15 protein-coding genes are annotated in these 15,129 nt (G+C 69.5%); 3 read left to right on the top strand and 12 right to left on the bottom strand.

What is annotated here, in order from left to right; all coding sequences use genetic code 11:
- Positions 1–7: 7 nt before the first annotated feature.
- The 11 genes from nuoK to V5O46_RS15075 are packed head-to-tail and all read right to left on the bottom strand — an operon-like array spanning position 8 to position 10,960.
- Positions 8–307 carry an NADH-quinone oxidoreductase subunit NuoK gene (gene nuoK / locus V5O46_RS15125; protein ID WP_037929353.1) on the bottom strand — a complete coding sequence of 100 codons (300 nt, stop codon included), beginning with the start codon at positions 305–307 and terminating at the stop codon, positions 8–10.
- The gene (locus tag V5O46_RS15120; RefSeq protein WP_332885106.1) at positions 304–1,146 is read right to left on the bottom strand and encodes an NADH-quinone oxidoreductase subunit J; all 843 of its coding nucleotides are present in this window, start codon (positions 1,144–1,146) and stop codon (positions 304–306) included. The genes nuoK and V5O46_RS15120 overlap by 4 nt, the downstream gene beginning before the upstream one ends.
- Positions 1,143–1,793, bottom strand: coding sequence for an NADH-quinone oxidoreductase subunit NuoI (nuoI, locus tag V5O46_RS15115; RefSeq protein WP_332885105.1), 651 nt, complete (start codon positions 1,791–1,793; stop codon positions 1,143–1,145). Before nuoI ends, V5O46_RS15120 begins: the two co-directional genes overlap by 4 nt.
- Positions 1,786–3,186, bottom strand: a complete 1,401-nt coding sequence (nuoH, locus tag V5O46_RS15110) for an NADH-quinone oxidoreductase subunit NuoH (protein ID WP_332885104.1) — start codon at positions 3,184–3,186, stop codon at positions 1,786–1,788. The genes nuoI and nuoH overlap by 8 nt, the downstream gene beginning before the upstream one ends.
- On the bottom strand, positions 3,183–5,687 hold the full coding sequence (locus V5O46_RS15105) for an NADH-quinone oxidoreductase subunit G (protein ID WP_332885103.1): 2,505 nt from the start codon (positions 5,685–5,687) through the stop codon (positions 3,183–3,185). The genes nuoH and V5O46_RS15105 overlap by 4 nt, the downstream gene beginning before the upstream one ends.
- Positions 5,684–7,033, bottom strand: coding sequence for an NADH-quinone oxidoreductase subunit NuoF (gene nuoF / locus V5O46_RS15100; RefSeq protein ID WP_332885102.1), 1,350 nt, complete (start codon positions 7,031–7,033; stop codon positions 5,684–5,686). The genes V5O46_RS15105 and nuoF overlap by 4 nt, the downstream gene beginning before the upstream one ends.
- Positions 7,030–7,902, bottom strand: coding sequence for an NADH-quinone oxidoreductase subunit NuoE (nuoE, locus tag V5O46_RS15095; RefSeq protein ID WP_332885101.1), 873 nt, complete (start codon positions 7,900–7,902; stop codon positions 7,030–7,032). The genes nuoF and nuoE overlap by 4 nt, the downstream gene beginning before the upstream one ends.
- Entirely contained in the window at positions 7,899–9,221 is a 1,323-nt protein-coding gene (locus tag V5O46_RS15090) for an NADH-quinone oxidoreductase subunit D (protein WP_332885100.1), read from the bottom strand. Before V5O46_RS15090 ends, nuoE begins: the two co-directional genes overlap by 4 nt.
- A complete protein-coding gene (locus tag V5O46_RS15085) occupies positions 9,218–10,036 on the bottom strand; it encodes an NADH-quinone oxidoreductase subunit C (protein ID WP_332885099.1) in 819 nt (272 codons plus the stop codon). Before V5O46_RS15085 ends, V5O46_RS15090 begins: the two co-directional genes overlap by 4 nt.
- Positions 10,033–10,587, bottom strand: a complete 555-nt coding sequence (locus V5O46_RS15080; protein WP_332885098.1) for a NuoB/complex I 20 kDa subunit family protein — start codon at positions 10,585–10,587, stop codon at positions 10,033–10,035. Before V5O46_RS15080 ends, V5O46_RS15085 begins: the two co-directional genes overlap by 4 nt.
- Positions 10,588–10,600: 13 nt before the next feature.
- Positions 10,601–10,960 carry an NADH-quinone oxidoreductase subunit A gene (locus V5O46_RS15075; protein WP_003992243.1) on the bottom strand — a complete coding sequence of 120 codons (360 nt, stop codon included), beginning with the start codon at positions 10,958–10,960 and terminating at the stop codon, positions 10,601–10,603.
- 746 nt (positions 10,961–11,706) lie between these two features.
- Here V5O46_RS15075 and V5O46_RS15070 point away from each other — a divergent pair.
- Positions 11,707–12,561, top strand: coding sequence for a C40 family peptidase (locus tag V5O46_RS15070; protein WP_332885097.1), 855 nt, complete (start codon positions 11,707–11,709; stop codon positions 12,559–12,561).
- A gap of 221 nt (positions 12,562–12,782) precedes the next feature.
- On the opposite strand, the gene V5O46_RS15065 is transcribed toward V5O46_RS15070, so the two are convergent.
- On the bottom strand, positions 12,783–14,117 hold the full coding sequence (locus V5O46_RS15065; protein ID WP_332885096.1) for a geranylgeranyl reductase family protein: 1,335 nt from the start codon (positions 14,115–14,117) through the stop codon (positions 12,783–12,785).
- Positions 14,118–14,164: 47 nt separating this feature from the next.
- Here V5O46_RS15065 and V5O46_RS15060 point away from each other — a divergent pair, with 47 nt between their 5' ends.
- Positions 14,165–14,671 (top strand): GNAT family N-acetyltransferase, encoded by a 507-nt coding sequence (locus tag V5O46_RS15060; RefSeq protein ID WP_332885095.1) that lies wholly within the window; start codon positions 14,165–14,167, stop codon positions 14,669–14,671.
- A 92-nt stretch (positions 14,672–14,763) separates the two neighbouring features.
- Positions 14,764–15,114 (top strand): PASTA domain-containing protein, encoded by a 351-nt coding sequence (locus V5O46_RS15055; RefSeq protein ID WP_332885094.1) that lies wholly within the window; start codon positions 14,764–14,766, stop codon positions 15,112–15,114.
- The last annotated feature ends 15 nt before the right edge of the window (positions 15,115–15,129 follow it).

Raw genomic sequence — 15,129 nt, 5'->3', positions numbered from 1 at the left:
GACCCCTTTACAGCTTCATCAGGCTGGCGTCGTCGACCGAGGCCGAGTGGCGGGAACGGAACAGGGACACGATGATCGCGAGCCCGACCACGACCTCCGCAGCGGCGACGACCATCGTGAAGAACGCGATGACCTGGCCGTCGAGATTGCCGTGCATCCGGGAGAACGCGACGAACGCGAGGTTGCAGGCATTGAGCATCAGCTCGACGCACATGAACACCACGATCGCGTTGCGCCGGATCAACACACCCGTGGCGCCGATCGTGAACAACAGGGCCGCGAGGTAGAGATAGTTGACGGGGTTCACTTCGACGCCTCCTCGGCCCGCTTGAAGCCGGCCGGATCGACCGCCTTGCGCTCCAGGCGCTCCTCCGCGCGCTGCTCAAGCGCCCGCAGGTCGTTGAGCGCCTCCCGCGACACATCACGGATCTGGCCGCGCTCGCGCAGCGTCTTGCTGACGGTGAGATCGGACGGCGTGCCGTCGGGCAGCAGACCGGCGATGTCCACGGCGTTGTGCCGGGCGTACACACCGGGCGCCGGGAGCGGCGGCACGTGCTTGCCCTCGCGGACGCGCTGCTCGGCCAGCTCGCGCTGGGTCCTGGCCCGCTCGGTACGCTCACGGTGGGTGAGCACCATCGCGCCGACGGCGGCGGTGATGAGCAGTGCGCCGGTGACCTCGAAGGCGAAGACGTACTTGGTGAAGATGAGGGCCGCGAGGCCCTCCACATTGCCGCCCGCGTTCGCCTGGCCGATACCGCTGAACTCCGACAGCGAGGCGTTGCCGATCCCGCCGACCAGCAGGAGGCCGAAGCCTAGCCCGCACAGCAGGGCCAGCCAGCGCTGGCCCTTGATCGTCTCCTTCAGGGAGTCCGCCGCGGTGACGCCGACGAGCATCACCACGAAGAGGAACAGCATCATGATCGCGCCGGTGTAGACGACGATCTGCACGACGCCGAGGAAGTAGGCGCCGTTGGCCAGATAGAACACCGCCAGGACGATCATGGTCCCGGCGAGGCAGAGCGCGCTGTGCACCGCTCTCTTCATGAAGACGGTGCACAGCGCCCCGATCACGGCGACCGTGCCGAGGATCCAGAACTGGACGGCCTCTCCGGTGGACGTGGAGTAGGCGGCGAGCTGCTCGGTCATCGGCGGATCACCTTCTCGGACGCCGGTTCCTCCTCGCCGAACGTCGAGGCGGCCTCCTGGACCACCTCGCCCTCGGAATGGGCCACCTGCTGCTCGGTGCCGGGCGCGGCCTCCGTCACCAGGCCGCGGTAGTAGTCCTGCTCGTCCGTCCCCGGATAGATGGCGTGGGGCGTGTCGACCATGCCCTCGTCCAGCCCGGCGAGCAACTGCTCCTTGGTGTAGATGAGATCGGCGCGGGTGGAGTCGGCCAGCTCGAACTCGTTGGTCATCGTCAGTGCGCGCGTGGGGCACGCCTCGATGCACAGGCCGCACAGGATGCAGCGGGCGTAGTTGATCTGGTAGACCCGCCCGTACCGCTCACCCGGGGAGTAGCGCTCCTCCTCGGTGTTGTCCGCGCCCTCCACGTAGATGGCGTCGGCGGGACAGGCCCAGGCGCACAGCTCGCAGCCGACGCACTTCTCCAGGCCGTCGGGATGGCGGTTGAGCTGGTGCCGTCCGTGGAAGCGCGGAGCGGTGGTCTTCTGCTGCTCCGGGTACTGCTCGGTGAGCCGCTTCCTGAACATGGCCTTGAAGGTCACGCCGAAGCCGGCCACCGGGTTCTGGAAGCCGGGCTTCGACTGCCCGGCCTCCTTGGGCTCCTCAGCCATCGGACGCCTCCTTTCCCTCCGTAGATCCGCCCAGCGGTCCATCACTGTGAGTATCGGGCCCGCCACTGACAATCAGCTCCCGCTCCCGGCGGGGACGGCGGCGCGGCACCGGCGGTGACTCCTGTCCCGGCAGCGGCGGTACGGGGAATCCCCCGGCCATCGGGTCGAACGCGGGGGGCTCCTCGACGGGCCGCACCGCCTGCTTCGCCCGCTCGCGGTACATGTCGACGACGAAGGACAGCAGCAGCAGGACGAGCACCGCACCGGCGACGTAGAGGGCGATGTCCGCGAATCCGTACCCCTCGTTGCGCAGGGCCCGCACGGTGGCGACCATCATCAGCCAGGCCAGGGAGACCGGGATGAGGACCTTCCAGCCGAGTTTCATCAGCTGGTCGTAGCGGACCCGCGGGAGGGTGCCGCGCAGCCAGACGAACATGAACAGCAGCAGCTGGACCTTGACGACGAACCAGAGCATCGGCCACCAGCCGTGGTTCGCGCCCTCCCAGAAGGTGCTGATCGGCCATGGGGCCCGCCAGCCGCCGAGGAAGAGGGTCACGGCGATCATCGAGACCGTCACCATGTTCACGTACTCGGCGAGCATGAACATCGCGAACTTGATCGACGAGTACTCGGTGTTGAAGCCACCCACCAGGTCGCCCTCGGACTCGGGCATGTCGAGGGGGGCGCGGTTGGTCTCGCCGACCATCGTCACGATGTAGAGGACGAAGGAGACCGGCAGCAGGACCAGGTACCAGCGGTCCGCCTGCTGGTCCACGATCGTCGATGTCGACATCGACCCGGAGTACAGGAAGACGGAGGCGAACGCGGCGCCCATCGCGATCTCGTAGGAGATCATCTGGGCGCACGCCCGCAGTCCGCCGAGCAGCGGGTAGGTCGATCCGGAGCTCCAGCCCGCCAGTACCAGGCCGTAGATGCCGACCGAGGCGACGGCGAGGAGGTACAGCACCGCGATCGGCAGGTCGGTGAGCTGCATCGTGGTGCGCTGGCCGAAGATCGAGATCTCGTTGCCGGCCGGGCCGAAGGGGATCACCGCGACCGCCATGAAGGCCGGGATGGCCGCGACGATCGGCGCGAGGACGTACACCACCTTGTCCGCGCGCTTGACGACCACGTCCTCCTTGAGCATCAGCTTCATGCCGTCGGCGAGCGACTGGAGCATGCCCCAGGGCCCGTGCCGGTTGGGGCCGATGCGCCGCTGCATCCAGGCGACGACCTTGCGCTCCATGACGATGGAGACCAGGACGGTCACCATCAGGAAGGCGAAGCAGAACACCGCCTTGATGACGACCAGCCACCACGGGTCACGGCCGAACAGCGACAGGTCTTCGGCGGCGAGGACCGAGAGGTCCCCGGCAGCGAGGTACGGGCTCATGCCTCCACCTCCTTCGGGGCCTCGCCGACGGGCGTCGCCGGGCCGATACGGACGAGGGAGCCGGGCTGTGCCCCGGCGTCGGCGGCAACTCCGGCGCCGGTGGAGTTCAGCGGCAGCCAGACCACCCGGTCCGGCATGGAGGTGACCTTCAACGGCAGTTCGACGGTGCCGCCCGGGCCGGTGACCGCCAGCACGTCACCGTCGTCGACGCCTGCCTCGGCGGCCGTCGCGGCCGACACGCGCGCGTGTGCCGCGTGCCGGGTGCCGGCCAGGGCCTCGTCGCCCTGCTGGAGGACGCCCTGGTCGAGCAGGAGCCGGTGTCCGGCGAGCACGGCCTCTCCGGCGGCGGGCCGCGGCAGCGCACCGGCGGTCTCGATCGGCTCGGTGGCCGTCGGCCCGTCCCAGGCGCCGAGCCGGTCGATCTCCGCCCGCAGCGTTCGCAGGTCCGGCAGCCCCAGGTGGACGTCCATGGCATCGGCCAGCATCTGCAGCACGCGCGCGTCGGCGGGGGCGAGACGGCGCGTCATCTGATCGGGCTTGAGCGCGGCCTCGAAGAACCGGACCCGCCCCTCCCAGTTGAGGAAGGTGCCGGCCTTCTCGGCGACCGCCGCCACCGGCAGCACCACATCGGCGCGCTCGGTGACCTCGCTGGGCCGCAGCTCCAGCGACACCACGAAACCGACCTCGTCGAGTGCCGCACGCGCGCGTGCGGGGTCCGGCAGGTCGGCGACCTCCACGCCCGCCACGAGCAGTGCCTGCAGCTCGCCGCTCGCGGCGGCCTCGACGATCTGCCCGGTGTCCCGGCCGTAGCGGTGCGGAAGGTCGGCGACGCCCCAGACGGCGGCGACCTCCTCCCGCGCGCGCGGGTCGGTCGCCGGACGCCCGCCCGGCAGCAGCGACGGCAGCGCGCCCGCCTCGACCGCGCCGCGCTCCCCGGCCCGGCGCGGGATCCACACCAGCCGGGCGCCGGTCGCGGACGCGGTCCGTACCGCGGCGGTGAGGCCACCGGCGACCGCCGCGAGCCGCTCGCCCACGACGATCACGGCCCCCTCCGTGCGCAGCCCCTCGGCGGCCCGGGTGCCCGGCTCCTCCAGGCCGACGCCGCCCGCGAGCGCGTCCAGCCACTCGGTCTCGGTACCGGGAGCCGCCGGCAGCAGTGTGCCGCCGGCCTTCTGCAGACCGCGCGTGGCATGCGTGGCCAGGGAGAACACCCGCTGGCCGTGCTTGCGCCAGGCCTTGCGCAGCCGCAGGAAGACGCCGGGCGCCTCCTCCTCGGCCTCGAACCCGACCAGCAGCACCGCGGGCGCCTTCTCCAGGGCGGTGTACGTGACGCCCGTACCGTCGAGGTCACGGCCGCGGCCGGCGATCCGGGCGGCCAGGAAGTCGGCCTCCTCGCCACTGTGTACGCGCGCGCGGAAGTCGATGTCGTTGGTGTCGAGCGCCACGCGCGCGAACTTGCTGTACGCGTAGGCGTCCTCGACGGTGAGCCGGCCCCCCGCCAGGACACCGGTGCGGCCCCGCGATGCCAGCAGCCCTTGCGCGGCGATCTGCAGGGCCTCCGGCCAGGACGCCGGCTCCAGCTCGCCCTCCGGGCTGCGCACCAGGGGTGTCTGCAGCCGGTCCCGCTGCTGCGCGTAGCGGAACGCGAAGCGTCCCTTGTCGCAGATCCACTCCTCGTTGACCTCGGGGTCGTCGGCGGCGAGGCGCCGCATGACCTTGCCGCGCCGGTGGTCGGTGCGGGTGGCGCAGCCGCCCGAGCAGTGCTCGCACACGCTCGGGGAGGACACCAGGTCGAAGGGGCGGGAGCGGAACCGGTACGCCGCCGAGGTGAGCGCGCCGACCGGGCAGATCTGGATGGTGTTGCCGGAGAAGTAGGACTCGAAGGGGTCGCCCTCGCCGGTGCCGACCTGCTGGAGCGCGCCCCGTTCCAGCAGTTCGATCATCGGGTCGCCGGCGACCTGGTTGGAGAAGCGGGTGCAGCGGGCGCACAGCACGCACCGCTCGCGGTCCAGCAGTACCTGGGTGGAGATCGGCACCGGTTTCTCGAAGGTGCGCTTCTTGCCCTCGAACCGGGATTCGGCGTGGCCGTGCGACATCGCCTGGTTCTGCAGCGGGCACTCGCCGCCCTTGTCGCAGACCGGGCAGTCCAGCGGGTGGTTGATGAGCAGCAGCTCCATCACCCCCTTCTGGGCCTTCTCCGCGACCGGCGAGGTGAGCTGGGTCTTCACCACCATCCCGTCGGTGCAGGTGATGGTGCAGGACGCCATGGGCTTGCGCTGGCCCTCGACCTCGACGATGCACTGGCGGCAGGCGCCTGCCGGGTCGAGGAGGGGGTGGTCGCAGAACCGGGGGATCTCGATGCCGAGCCGTTCGGCGGCGCGGATGACCAGGGTGCCCTTGGGCACGCTGAGTTCGACGCCGTCGATGGTCAGCGTCACCAGGTCCTCCGGCGGGACCGCCGTCTCCCCCCCGCCTGAGGGGGCGTTGGTGGTCACGGTCATGCGTTCACCTCCGTGCGGTCGGCCCAGGCCGTCGACTTGGCCGGGTCGAAGGGGCAGCCGCGGCCCGTGATGTGCTGCTCGTACTCCTCGCGGAAGTAGGCGAGCGAGGAGAAGATCGGCGAGGCGGCGCCGTCGCCGAGGGCGCAGAACGACTTGCCGTTGATGTTGTCGGCGATGTCGTTCAGCTTGTCGAGGTCCTCCATGGAGCCCTTGCCGGCCTCGATGTCTCGCAACAACTGCACGAGCCAGTACGTCCCTTCCCGGCAGGGCGTGCACTTGCCGCAGGACTCGTGTGCGTAGAACTCGGTCCAGCGGGTGACGGCGCGTACGACGCAGGTCGTCTCGTCGAAGCACTGCAGGGCCTTGGTGCCGAGCATGGACCCCGCCGCGCCCACTCCTTCGTAGTCAAGAGGGACGTCGAGGTGCTCGTCGGTGAACATCGGTGTGGAGGAGCCGCCCGGTGTCCAGAACTTCAGCCGGTGGCCGGGGCGCATGCCCCCGCTCATGTCGAGGAGCTGGCGCAGTGTGATGCCGAGCGGCGCCTCGTACTGACCGGGTCCGGCGACATGGCCGCTGAGCGAGTAGAGCGTGAAGCCCGGGGACTTCTCGCTGCCCATCGACCTGAACCATTCCTTGCCTTTGTTCAGGATCGCGGGAACCGACGCGATCGACTCGACGTTGTTCACAACAGTCGGGCACGCATAGAGGCCCTCGACAGCAGGAAAGGGGGGACGGAGCCGCGGTTGGCCGCGGCGGCCTTCGAGCGAGTCGAGCAGTGCGGTCTCCTCACCGCAGATGTACGCGCCGGCGCCCGCGTGCACGGTGATGTCGAGGTCGAGTCCGCTGCCGAGGATGTTCTTGCCGAGCAGGCCTGCCGCATAGGCCTCGGCGACGGCCGAGTGCAGCCGCCGCAGCACAGGGACGACTTCACCACGCAGATAGATGAAGGCATGAGACGACCTGATGGCATAGCACGCGATCACCATGCCCTCGATGAGGCTATGCGGGTTCGCGAAGAGGAGCGGGATGTCCTTGCAGGTGCCCGGCTCCGATTCGTCGGCGTTGACAACTAGATAGTGAGGCTTGCCGTCCCCCTGGGGAATGAACTGCCACTTCATCCCCGTGGGGAATCCCGCGCCGCCGCGTCCGCGCAGACCTGAGTCCTTGACGTACGCGATCAGGTCGTCCGGCGACATGGCCAGCGCCTTGCGAAGCCCCTCGTACCCCTCGTGCCTCCGGTAGACGTCCAGCGTCCAGGACCTGTCCTCGTCCCAGAAGGCCGACAGCACGGGTGCGAGCAGCTTCTCCGGGCTGGTGTCCTTGATCTCAGCTGCCAAGGTCATCACTCCCCCTCCTCGGCGGTAGGCCCGGCGGGATGCGCCGGGTCGGAGGCCGATGTCTCCTGCGGCGCGTCGTGCGAGCTGAGGTGCTCCGTCGGCGACGGGTCGTGCACGGCCCCGTCGGGCGGGGCCGCGTGCGGCCCGCCGTCCCGCGGGTGTACCACGCGCGCGGCGGCCGTCTCGCCCTTCGCCAGCTTCAGGCCGACCAGGGAGGCGGGTCCCGCGCTTCCCCCGGCCTCGAGGGCGCCCTCACGCTCGTCGGGGAAGCCCGCCAGGATCCGGGCGGTCTCCTTGAACGTGCACAGGCGCGCACCGCGCGTGGGCGTGACGGGCCGGCCCTCGCGGAGGTCGTCGACCAGGCGCCGGGCGCTGTCCGGGGTCTGGTTGTCGAAGAACTCCCAGTTGACCATGACGACCGGGGCGTAGTCGCAGGCCGCGTTGCACTCGATGTGCTCCAGGGTGACCTTGCCGTCGTCGGTGGTCTCGCCGTTGCCGACGCCCAGGTGCTCCTGAAGCTCTTCGAAGATGGCGTCGCCGCCCATGACCGCGCACAGGGTGTTGGTGCAGACCCCGACCTGGTAGTCACCGGAGGGCCTGCGCCGGTACATGGTGTAGAAGGTGGCGACCGCGGTGACCTCGGCCGTGGTCAGGCCGAGCACGTCCGCGCAGAACCGCATCCCGGTGCGCGTGACATGGCCCTCCTCCGACTGCACGAGGTGCAGCAGCGGCAGCAGGGCGGACCGGGAGTCCGGGTAGCGGGCGGCGATCTCGCGCGCGTCGGTCTCCAGGCGCGCTCGGACGTCGTCCGGGTAGTCGGGCGCGGGCAGCTCGGGCATGCCCAGGCTGACACCGTGCTCGGAGGAACTGGTGGTCACCGGTCGACGCCTCCCATCACGGGGTCGATGGACGCGACGGCGACGATGACGTCGGCGACCTGGCCGCCCTCGCACATCGCCGCCATCGCCTGCAGGTTGGTGAAGGACGGGTCGCGGAAGTGGACCCGGTAGGGGCGGGTGCCGCCGTCGGAGACCGCGTGCACCCCGAGCTCGCCCTTGGGCGACTCGACCGCCGCGTACGCCTGTCCCGGTGGGACGCGGAAGCCCTCGGTGACCAGCTTGAAGTGGTGGATCAGGGCCTCCATGGAGGTACCCATGATCTTCTTGATGTGGTCGAGGGAGTTGCCGAGCCCGTCCGGTCCCAGGGCGAGCTGGGCGGGCCAGGCGATCTTCTTGTCGTCGACCATGACCGGGCCGGGCTCCAGCCGGTCAAGGCACTGCTCGACGATCCTGAGCGACTGGCGCATCTCCTCCAGGCGGATCAGGAAGCGGCCGTAGGAGTCGCAGGTGTCGGTGGTCGGGATGTCGAAGTCGTACGTCTCGTAGCCGCAGTACGGCCGGGCCTTGCGCAGGTCGTGGGGCAGGCCGGTGGAGCGCAGGATCGGGCCGGTGGCGCCGAGTGCCATGCAGCCGGCCAGGTCCAGATAGCCGATGTCCTGCATGCGGCCCTTGAAGATCGGGTTCCCGGTGGCGAGCTTGTCGTACTCCGGGAGGTTCTTCTTCATCTGCTTCACGAACGCGCGGATGTGGTCCACCGAGCCCGGGGGCAGATCCTGTGCGAGGCCGCCGGGGCGGATATAGGCGTGGTTCATCCGCAGGCCGGTGATCAGCTCGTAGATGTCGAGGATCAGTTCACGGTCACGGAAGCCGTAGATCATGATCGTGGTGGCACCGAGCTCCATGCCTCCGGTGGCGATGCACACCAGGTGCGACGACAGCCGGTTCAGCTCCATCAGGAGCACCCGGACGATCGTGGCCCTGTCCGGGATCTGGTCCTCGAGGCCGAGGAGCCGTTCGACCGCGAGGCAGTACGCCGTCTCGTTGAAGAACGACGTCAGGTAGTCCATGCGCGTCACGAACGTGGTGCCCTGGGTCCACGTGCGGTACTCGAGGTTCTTCTCGATACCGGTGTGCAGGTAGCCGATGCCGCAGCGGGCCTCGGTGACCGTCTCGCCCTCGATCTCCAGGATCAGGCGGAGCACACCGTGTGTGGACGGGTGCTGCGGACCCATGTTGACGACGATGCGCTCGTCGTCGACACGGGCCGCGGACTGGACGACCTCGTCCCAGTCGCCACCGGTGACCGTGTACACGGTGCCCTCGGTGGTTTCCCGAGGGGAGGCGTGCGAAGTGCTCATGAGTACGACCTCCGCTGGTCCGGAGCCGGGATCTGGGCGCCCTTGTACTCGACGGGGATGCCGCCGAGGGGGTAGTCCTTGCGCTGCGGAAAGCCCTGCCAGTCGTCCGGCATCATGATCCGCGTCAGGGCCGGGTGACCGTCGAAGACGATGCCGAAGAAGTCGTACGTCTCGCGCTCGTGCCAGTCGTTGGTCGGATAGACCGAGACCAGTGACGGGATGTGCGGGTCGGCGTCGGGAGCGCTGACCTCCAGGCGGATCAGCCGGTTGTGGGTGATCGAGCGCAGGTGGTAGACGGCGTGCAGCTCGCGGCCTTTGTCGCCCGGGTAGTGGACGCCGCTGACCCCGGTGCACAGCTCGAAGCGCAGGGCCGGGTCGTCGCGCAGCGTGCGGGCGACGCGGACCAGGTGCTCGCGTTCGATGTGGAAGGTCAGCTCGTCGCGGTCGACGACCGTCTTCTCGATCACGTTGTCGGGCAGCAGACCCTGTTCCTCCAGCGCGCCCTCCAGCTCGTCGGCGACCTCGTCGAACCAGCCGCCGTACGGCCTGTTCGCCGGCCCCGGGAGTCGGACCGAGCGGACCAGACCGCCGTAGCCGGAGGTGTCGCCGCCGTTGGTGGCGCCGAACATGCCGCGCTGGACGCGGATCTCCTCGCCGCCCTGGCCGCGCTGGCCCGGGAGGTTCTCGGCGGAGAGGTCCTTCTCGGGGTTGACCCCGTTGGAGCCGTCGCCCGGGTTGGGCCCACCGGCGCCGTTCGCGACGCCGTTGCCGTTGCCGTTGGCCTGGCCGTTCGCCTTGCCGTTCGCGTCGCTCATCGCAGCAGCCCCTTCATCTCGATGGTGGGCAGGGCCTTGAGCGCCGCCTCCTCCGCCTCGCGGGCCGCTTCCTCGGCGTTCACGCCGAGCTTGGAGTTCTGGATCTTGTGGTGGAGCTTGATGATCGCGTCCAGCAGCATCTCCGGCCGTGGCGGACAGCCGGGCAGATAGATGTCGACCGGGACGATGTGGTCGACACCCTGGACGATCGCGTAGTTGTTGAACATGCCGCCCGAGGAGGCGCACACCCCCATGGAGATCACCCACTTGGGGTTCGGCATCTGGTCGTAGACCTGCCGCAGCACCGGCGCCATCTTCTGGCTGACCCGGCCGGCGACGATCATGAGGTCCGCCTGGCGCGGTGAGCCGCGGAAGACCTCCATGCCGAAGCGCGCCAGGTCGTAGCGGCCGGCGCCGGTGGTCATCATCTCGATGGCACAGCAGGCCAGGCCGAAGGTGGCCGGGAAGACCGACGACTTGCGCGCCCAGCCCACGGCCTGCTCGACGGTGGTCAGCAGGAATCCGCTCGGCAGCTTTTCTTCGAGTCCCATGACTTAAGGCCCCTCAGTCCCATTCCAGGCCGCCGCGCCGCCATACGTACGCGTACGCGACGAAGACGGTGAGCACGAAGAGCAGCATCTCCACGAGCCCGAAAATCCCCAGGGCGTCGAAGGTGACGGCCCAGGGGTAGAGGAAGACGATCTCGATGTCGAAGACGATGAAGAGCATCGCCGTCAGGTAGTACTTGATGGGGAAGCGCCCGCCGCCGGCCGGCGTGGGGGTCGGCTCGATACCGCACTCGTAGGCCTCGAGCTTGGCCCGGTTGTACCGCTTCGGACCGATCAGCGTGGCCATGACCACGGAGAAGATCGCAAAGCCTGCCCCGAGGGCTCCCAGTACGAGGATGGGCGCATACGCGTTCACCGCTCCTCGCTCCTCTCAGTCGGCACTGACTGCTGGCGGTTGCACTGGACTCACAGCCGCCCCGACACCCCCACGAGCCCCGTCCGCCCTGCGACGAAGATCGCGAACATGTGAAGCAGGTCACAAGCCCAACTGCCTCGCATCTTATGCCCGCCGCTCTGTGATCTGCGACACGGGGTATTGCACAAGCTTTGTGATCTCCACCACCTGACGAAGGATCATGAAGTCATACCAGCGATGATCTTCGTACAGGAAGCGCCCGACTGGTCACCAGAGGTGACATTCTCGCTCGTCTCCGCTGGCCAGAGGGTGCGTCTCCATATCAAGAGACTTCCCTTGCATGCAAATTGGTGCCGGACACACCCTCCTGATAGAGGCACGCGTTCACACATCAGAGGGAGGCGCGGGACGCGATGTGGACGCGTGCATGCATTCACGAGCGGATCCGGCCGCACCGGTTCGCGCGAGACGCGGCCACCCCGGTAACCGTTCCGTGACCTCCGCCACATTCATGAGAGGCGCGTGAGAACCGGGCTTGGCCAATCACCTCAACCGGTGGTAGGCGAGGAGCAATTCGGGCGTAACGATCAAAGCCCGTGATCACAGGCGTATCACGGACGCCCGCAATGTCCGTTACGGCGTCAATAAAGGGCGACACGCCCGGGATTCACGGGGCCGGTTGAACAACTGTGGCGCAGCACACGTTTCTTGAAGGTATGGAGGAGCTCCTGATACCGGTTGTTTCCATGTCCCACACCGCTCACATACGCAGCCACCGGAAGCCCCGCCGCAGCGCGTCCAAGATCGCAATGCGGGCCGGAGTTGCCGGTGGCGTCCTCAGCACCCTGGCCGTCGCCGGGGCCTCCGGGTCGGCGAACGCCGCCGAGCCGGTCACGCAGACCCTGGAACTGCCCACCCTGACGGGTGACCTGGCCGCCCAGGTCGCCCAGTCCGCGGAGGTCACGGAGCAGGCGGCTGCGAACTACGAGCTGCGGGCCGAGCGCGACGCGGCCGCCGCGAAGGCCGCCGAAGAAGCCAAGGCGGACCTGAAGGAAGCCAAGAAGAAGGCCGAGGAAGCCAAGAAGAAGGCCGAGGAGGCCCGGAAGAAGGCCGCGGAGGAGGCTGCCCGCCAGGCCGCCGCCGAGCGCGCCTCGCGCAGCAGCGAGCGGGCCACCCTCAGCGCCTCGACGGACTCCGGCTCCACGGGGTCGTCCTCGTCCGCGAGCACGAGCACCTCCACGGCGACCGGCTCGGCCGCCGCGGTCGTCGCGTTCGTGCAGGCGCAGGTCGGCGACGCCTACGTCCTGGGCAGCACCGGCCCCAACTCCTGGGACTGCTCAGGCCTGGTGCAGGCCGCCTTCAAGCAGGCCGGCATCGACCTGCCGCGCGTCTCCCAGTCCCAGTCCACCGCCGGCACCCAGGTCTCGCTGAGCAACCTCCAGCCGGGCGACATCCTGTACTGGGGCGGCGCGGGCAGCGCGTACCACGTCGCCGTGTACGTCGGGAACGGCCAGTTCGTCGGCGCCCAGAACCCGTCCACCGGCGTGGTGCAGAAGTCGCTCTCCTACGACCCGCCGAGCGGTGCGGTGCGCGTGCTCTAGGAGCGCACCAGAGAACGCAGGAAGGGCCGCAGCCACTCGTGTGGCTGCGGCCCTTTCGCTCACACTCGCTCGGTCTCGCCTGCTTTCGCCCTGTTCGCTGCCGCCCCGTCCACTTTCACCCCGTCCACTTCACTCCGTCCACTTCACTCCGTCCGCTCAACTACGTCCACTTCACTCCGTCCGCCTCACTCCGTTTGCTGTCGTCCCGGTTCGTCCGCGACTCACGCCTTCGGGGCCACGCGGCTCAGGCCGTTGATGATGCGGTCCATCGCGTCGCCGCCCGTCGGGTCGGTGAGGTTGGCGAGCATCTTGAGGGTGAACTTCATCAGCATCGGGTGGGTGAGCCCCCGCTGGGCCGCGATCTGCATGACCTTGGGGTTGCCGATGAGCTTCACGAAGGCACGGCCGAGCGTGTAGTAGCCGCCGTAGGTGTCCTTCAGGACGCGCGGGTAGCGCTGCAGGGCGGTCTCGCGCTGGGCCGGGGTCGACCGCGCATGGGCCTGGACGACGACGTCGGCGGCGATCTGCCCGGATTCCATGGCGTAGGCGATGCCCTCGCCGTTGAAGGGGTTGACCAGCCCGCCCGCGTCGCCGACGAGCAGCAGGCCGCGGGTGTAGTGGGGCTGGCGGTTGAAGGCCATGGGCAGCGCGGCGCCGCGGATCGGGCCCGTCATGTTGTCGGGTGTGTAGCCCCAGTCCTCGGGCATGGAGGCGCACCAGGCCTTGAGGACCTCGCGCCAGTCGAGTTCCTTGAAGGAGTCGGAGGTGTTGAGGACACCGAGGCCGACGTTGCTCGTCCCGTCGCCCATGCCGAAGATCCAGCCGTAGCCGGGCAGCAGGCGGTCCTGCGGGCCGCGGCGGTCCCACAGCTCCAGCCAGGACTCCAGGTAGTCGTCCTCGTGGCGGGGGCTGGTGAAGTACGTGCGGACGGCGACGCCCATCGGGCGGTCCTCGCGGCGGTGCAGGCCCATCGCCAGGGAGAGCCGTGTGGAGTTGCCGTCGGCGGCGACGACCAGCGGCGCATGGAAGGAGACCTCGCGTTTGTCCTCGCCCATCTTCGCCCGTACGCCGGTGATGCGGCCGGTGCGGTCGTCGACCACCGGGGCGCCGACGTTGCAGCGCTCGTAGAGCCTGGCGCCGGCCTTCTGGGCCTGCCGGGCGAGCTGCTCGTCGAAGTCGTCGCGCTTGCGGACGAGTCCGTAGTCGGGGAAGGAGGCGAGGTCGGGCCAGTCCAGCTGGAGGCGGACGCCGCCGCCGATGATGCGCAGGCCCTTGTTGCGCAGCCAGCCGGCCTCCTCGGAGATGTCGAGGCCCATCGCCACCAGCTGCTTCACGGCGCGCGGTGTGAGGCCGTCACCGCAGACCTTCTCGCGCGGGAAGGCGGTCTTCTCCAGCAGAAGGACATCGAGTCCGGCCCGGGCCAGGTGGTACGCGGTCGTGGAGCCGGCTGGCCCCGCGCCCACGACGATCACGTCTGCGGTGTTGTCGGAGAGGGACTCGGTCACGGCGGGATCTCCCCCGGGTTCAGAATCTGCGTGCCGACCGGCACCGGACATGGGCAGTCTATGCAGCGTCACTGATCTCCCGGCTGAAGGGCTGCCCCGTGAACCGAGCTCTGCCCGCTGTACGGTTGCGCGTTCCCACCGACGAGGACGCCCTCGCCTGGCACCGGGTCTTCGCCCACCCCGATGTCATGGAGTTCCACGGCGGACAACCGGCGGAGCTGTCGGTGTACGAGGAGCTCACCGCCCGCCAGCGGCGGCACGACGCCGAGCGCGGGTTCTGCCTGTGGTCGGTGCTCGACGAGGCCGGGGAGGTCATCGGGTTCACCGGCGCCCAGCCCTGGCCCGCGGACTGGGGCCCCGCCGGCGAGATCGAGATCGGCTGGCGGCTCGGGCGGGACCACTGGGGCAAGGGGTACGTCACTGCGGCGGCCCGGCAGACCCTGGAGCGGGTGCGGGCGGCCGGGGTGCCGGGCGTGGTGGCGATGGTCGACGCCCGCAACACCCGGTCCATCGCCGTGACGCAGCGGCTGGGCATGCGGCTCGCGGAGGTGTTCGTAACGCCGGCGGCCGGGCGGGAGGGGCACTGTTACCGTCTGGATCTATGACACGGAGTGACCGACTGTCACAGAACGCCACCTGATGCTTCCGGCGGGTGCGCGGCGGAGCTACTCTGCCCGTACCGCTGGGGGTGACATCTGTGCGCACCACACGCAAGACACCCGAAGTACACGTACCGCGCTTTGTCGGCCTGATGGCCATGGACGCGCGGGAGGCGGCCCGTGCCCAGGACCTCGCCCTGACCACACCGGACCGGCCCGACCTGCCGTCGGCCGTCGTCGACTACGTCGTACGCCAGTACCCGCAGCCCGGGGCCGAGGTGCCGCGGGGTTCGACGGTGTACGTGTGGTTCGACCTCGGGGAGGGCGAGGGCGGCGGGGGTATGCGGGAACCGCGGATGCCGCCACCGCCGAGGGGCGGGCTGCGACGGGAGCTGACCGAGCCGCGCGAGCACCCGCCGATCGCCCTCGGGACCGTCGGTGTGCTGTGAGCCCCGCCGGGAGTT

It is taken from the genome of Streptomyces poriticola, assembly GCF_036689765.1.
In the GTDB taxonomy this organism is placed as follows: Bacteria; Actinomycetota; Actinomycetes; order Streptomycetales; family Streptomycetaceae; genus Streptomyces; species Streptomyces poriticola.
This window is presented reverse-complemented; position numbering and strand designations above follow the sequence as displayed.